This window comes from Methanosarcina sp. A14 (assembly GCF_001729375.1).
Lineage (GTDB): Archaea > Halobacteriota > Methanosarcinia > Methanosarcinales > Methanosarcinaceae > Methanosarcina > Methanosarcina barkeri.
The window spans coordinates 1-3,468 of the sequence record NZ_LZPK01000307.1; the positions used below are offsets into that span (position 1 = coordinate 1).

Annotated in this window: 2 protein-coding genes and 1 pseudogene; 1 reads left to right on the plus strand and 2 read right to left on the minus strand. The window is 34.1% G+C overall.

Translation table 11 applies throughout. The features are described from left to right. Positions 1–67 precede the first annotated feature (67 nt). Positions 68–505 carry a restriction endonuclease gene (locus tag A9239_RS13650; protein WP_230668844.1) on the minus strand — a complete coding sequence of 146 codons (438 nt, stop codon included), beginning with the start codon at positions 503–505 and terminating at the stop codon, positions 68–70. Between the two features lie 48 nt (positions 506–553). Between A9239_RS13650 and A9239_RS13655 the strand changes: the two genes are divergently transcribed. Further along, positions 554–1,306 carry a class I SAM-dependent methyltransferase gene (locus A9239_RS13655; RefSeq protein ID WP_048155649.1) on the plus strand — a complete coding sequence of 251 codons (753 nt, stop codon included), beginning with the start codon at positions 554–556 and terminating at the stop codon, positions 1,304–1,306. Between the two features lie 851 nt (positions 1,307–2,157). Here A9239_RS13655 and A9239_RS19660 read toward each other — a convergent pair. Then, positions 2,158–3,468, minus strand: a pseudogene (locus A9239_RS19660) (hypothetical protein); the annotation flags it as partial.

Below are 3,468 nucleotides of genomic sequence, written 5' to 3' on the forward strand. Positions count from 1 at the left end.
CTAATTCTTCTTGCTAATTCAGATTTTCAATCAAGAAATGCAAAAATTACTAGATTTTGGAACAGAGTCAAGTATATGCTTCCTTAATGATTTTTGTAAGCTCGTCTCTGTCAATTAAACCTATACTATTAGCTTTAGCCAATTCAATTGCAGAATTTGTAAAATAGTTATTCGTAACTACCAAACCTTCAGTACATTTGTATAAAGCTTTAGATGCTACAACTTCCTGTACTGCTTTATTTGAAACTTTACTTGAATACCGTTTAACTTGAACAGCAATTTTTATCATATCTTTTGATAAAATAAGATCTGCACCTTGATCGCCTGTTCTTTTGGTCCCCTTTACTGAATATCCTAAGTTTTCAAAAACAGCCTTCAAAAAGTTTTCAAAATCCTCACCTTCCATCACATCTATCTTAGTTAATGTTACATTTATATCTCTTGACCCGCTTATTTCGGGTCTCTTAAAGACTCTTAGGAAATACATTGATGAAAACACAATCATTATCGTGATACCACAAAAGATTTAAGAAATTATCTCTGTGAGGGTTTTATGGTAGAATCACCAATTTTTGAGATATTTGATGGATTGCCCAGACAGGGTCCGGGTAATAACAAGTGTACTGAAAAAGCCTTTAATTTGCTTTCTCCCCTTCCTGCAGGCACTAAGATCCTTGACATTGGTTGCGGTGTGGGTATGCAGACAATACATCTTGCGAAGATCTGCAACGACTGTCACATTACTGCAACTGACATTTACCAGCCTTTTCTGGATAAACTGATGGAAAATGCAGTTAAAGAAGGACTTGATGATAGGATTACCACGGTTTGTGCTTCCATGGATGACCTGCCTTTTGAAGCAGGAGAATTCGACATCATCTGGTCAGAGGGCTCTATCTTTGTCATTGGTTTTGAAAAAGGACTTAGCTACTGGAAACAGTTTCTGAAAGATGAGGGTTATATAGCACTAACAGAAAGCACATGGTTCACGGATGAACCTTCTTCGGAAGTGCTTCAATTCTGGCAGGACTGTTATCCTGATATCAAGAGCATACCTGACACTGAAAAAGTTATCATGGCAGCAGGATATGATCTCATTGACCGCTTTAAACTGCCAGCTTCTACCTGGTACGATTTTTACTCCAATCTGGAAAAAAGAGTTGATGACATCAGTGATAACTATAAAGGAAACACCGATGCAGAAACGATACTTAGTTTTAACAGAAAAGAGATAAAGATCTTCAGAGAACACCCAGATGAATATGGTTATACGTTCTTCATTTTACAGAAGAACACAAATAAATGACCTGTTACTGATGAACAATTAAATGATCCAGAAACTCAAAAAGAAATCAAAGCAGCAATCAAAGAAGAATAATATCTAATATCGTATATGTGGTGACTTGCTCATAACAAGCAGGTCACATCCGAATACAAACCGTTTTTAATTTGATTTTTTGCTCTACTACTCGTCCCCACTTGTGCGATTTGTCAACAGCATTTTTTCCCAGTCTGGCAAGTTCAATGATTGATTTTTTTCTCTGAGTTTATAAAAAATATTATTAATGAAAGGTCATAATTCTCTAATCTTGTTAGAAAGAAGCATTGAGAGTAAAGTTTTCCGCCAACACCTTCACCACACCTATTTCATAGTTCAGTTTTTTATCTTTCCTTATGTTAAGGTCTGGTATCAAATGGGTTCGTGGGTTTGAATATCATGCCTCGCACTAAGTTTTGGGGATATAGGTAACTTGAATTTTTTGTACGCTAGTGCAAGATTTATGCACAACCTCTTATTTTAGAAAGTTGCCTTAACAAATTCATAGTTCCCTTTTTTTAAAAAGTTGTCCTAGCCAAAAATCACCCTATTTCTATAGAGTCAGTTTAATAAAAAAATCAGATTTTTTGTACGCTGTTTTGTGAGATTTACACACAACAGTTTTTCAAAAGTTGCCCTACTCAAATTTAATTCTTTTTTATAATTTCTATCTGGATAAAAACAGTATAACTTTTTGTACTCTAGTGTAAGTTTACGCGTAACCTCTCTTCAAAATTTGCGGAAAATTGAAATTGATTAAATTTAATAAATAAAATAAGACAATTTTTTTAGATTAGTATCTAAATTAGGGGCATAAATAAATCTAAAATATACAAAAATTAAAGTAGATATTTCTTCTGTATAATAGTGAATATGATGCTTCCAACTACTGTAGCAATAATACCACTAATAATCGGATGTTCTAAGATCAATTTCAATATTGTAGAGGAACTAGGCGGTTGAGCTGTATCTTTAGAAGTGCTAATATTACTCCCATTAGAATTAACTATAAAATTATTTTCATTACCATGAACTTCTATCGATACTTTATGTTCTTTCGGTATTTGCCCAATTATATATGACAAAATTTGAAACTTCTCTGTAAAGTCTTTTTCAATTCTCATTAAGTCAATTTTGTTAAGAATGTATTCATTTTCAGGAAAATCTGATACTAGATTTTTCAAGGCGTAAGTAAGATCTTCTATGTTTTGGGTCATTTTTTCGGGGCTACTTATTTCCCATTTTTGAACTTCCTTATTGATTGTACAAGCAATCTCTGCTTCAGGAGTTCCAACAGATTCTTTACATGCAATCTTTGCTTTCTTTTGGATCTCTTCGAGAAGCTCTTTTAGGTTTTTATTTAGAATAGGTAAGCCTTTTTGTAAAGTTATTGTTGCAAAAGGTGCTGTTTCTTCGGCATCTTTCATGAGTTCTGCAGCACGATCACAGTATTTTCTGTAAAAATTAAGCTCATCTTTTTTTGCCTCGAAGTCTAGATTTTCCAGCTTCTGAACGGTTTTTAAAGCATTTGCAAGATTTTCAACAGCTTCAAAAAGAGTTTCTTTGCTCTTAGAACCTTTAATCGCATCTTTAGCTTCTGTCAGATATTTGCCTACCTCTTCTTTTGCTTCTTGTCTTCTGAAAATTATCGAATGAAACGAGCGATAAAAAGGAAGACAAAACTGAGCTGGATTTTCAAATTCATTGGATGATTGTTTAGATGCTTTCTCAAAAAAACTAATTGCATTTTCCAGTTTTTCTTTATAACTTTCCTCGTTTTCTGCCCGGGAGGCCTTGAATATGGAGACTTTTCCAAGAGCATAATTCGCTCGTAAACACACCAAGCTGCTTCGGTCGGAGGTTAATTTAATTAAATCATTCCATGCTTGTTGTTGATCTGGTACTTGAGAAACCATGTAACTAAGGACCCAGACCGCAGTAGGCCTCAGATCATTGCTTTCATCAGCAGCAAATTTTATTAATTCATTCCATGGCTGTTGTTTATCAGGCAAATCAGAATATATATACCTAAGGATTTGAAAAGCCCAATATTTCACATTATCGTCTTGATCAGTGAGGAGACTAATTAAGTCATAGTATGCCTGTTGCTTATCTGGAACGTCAGAAAATAAATACTTTAGAAGTATAAA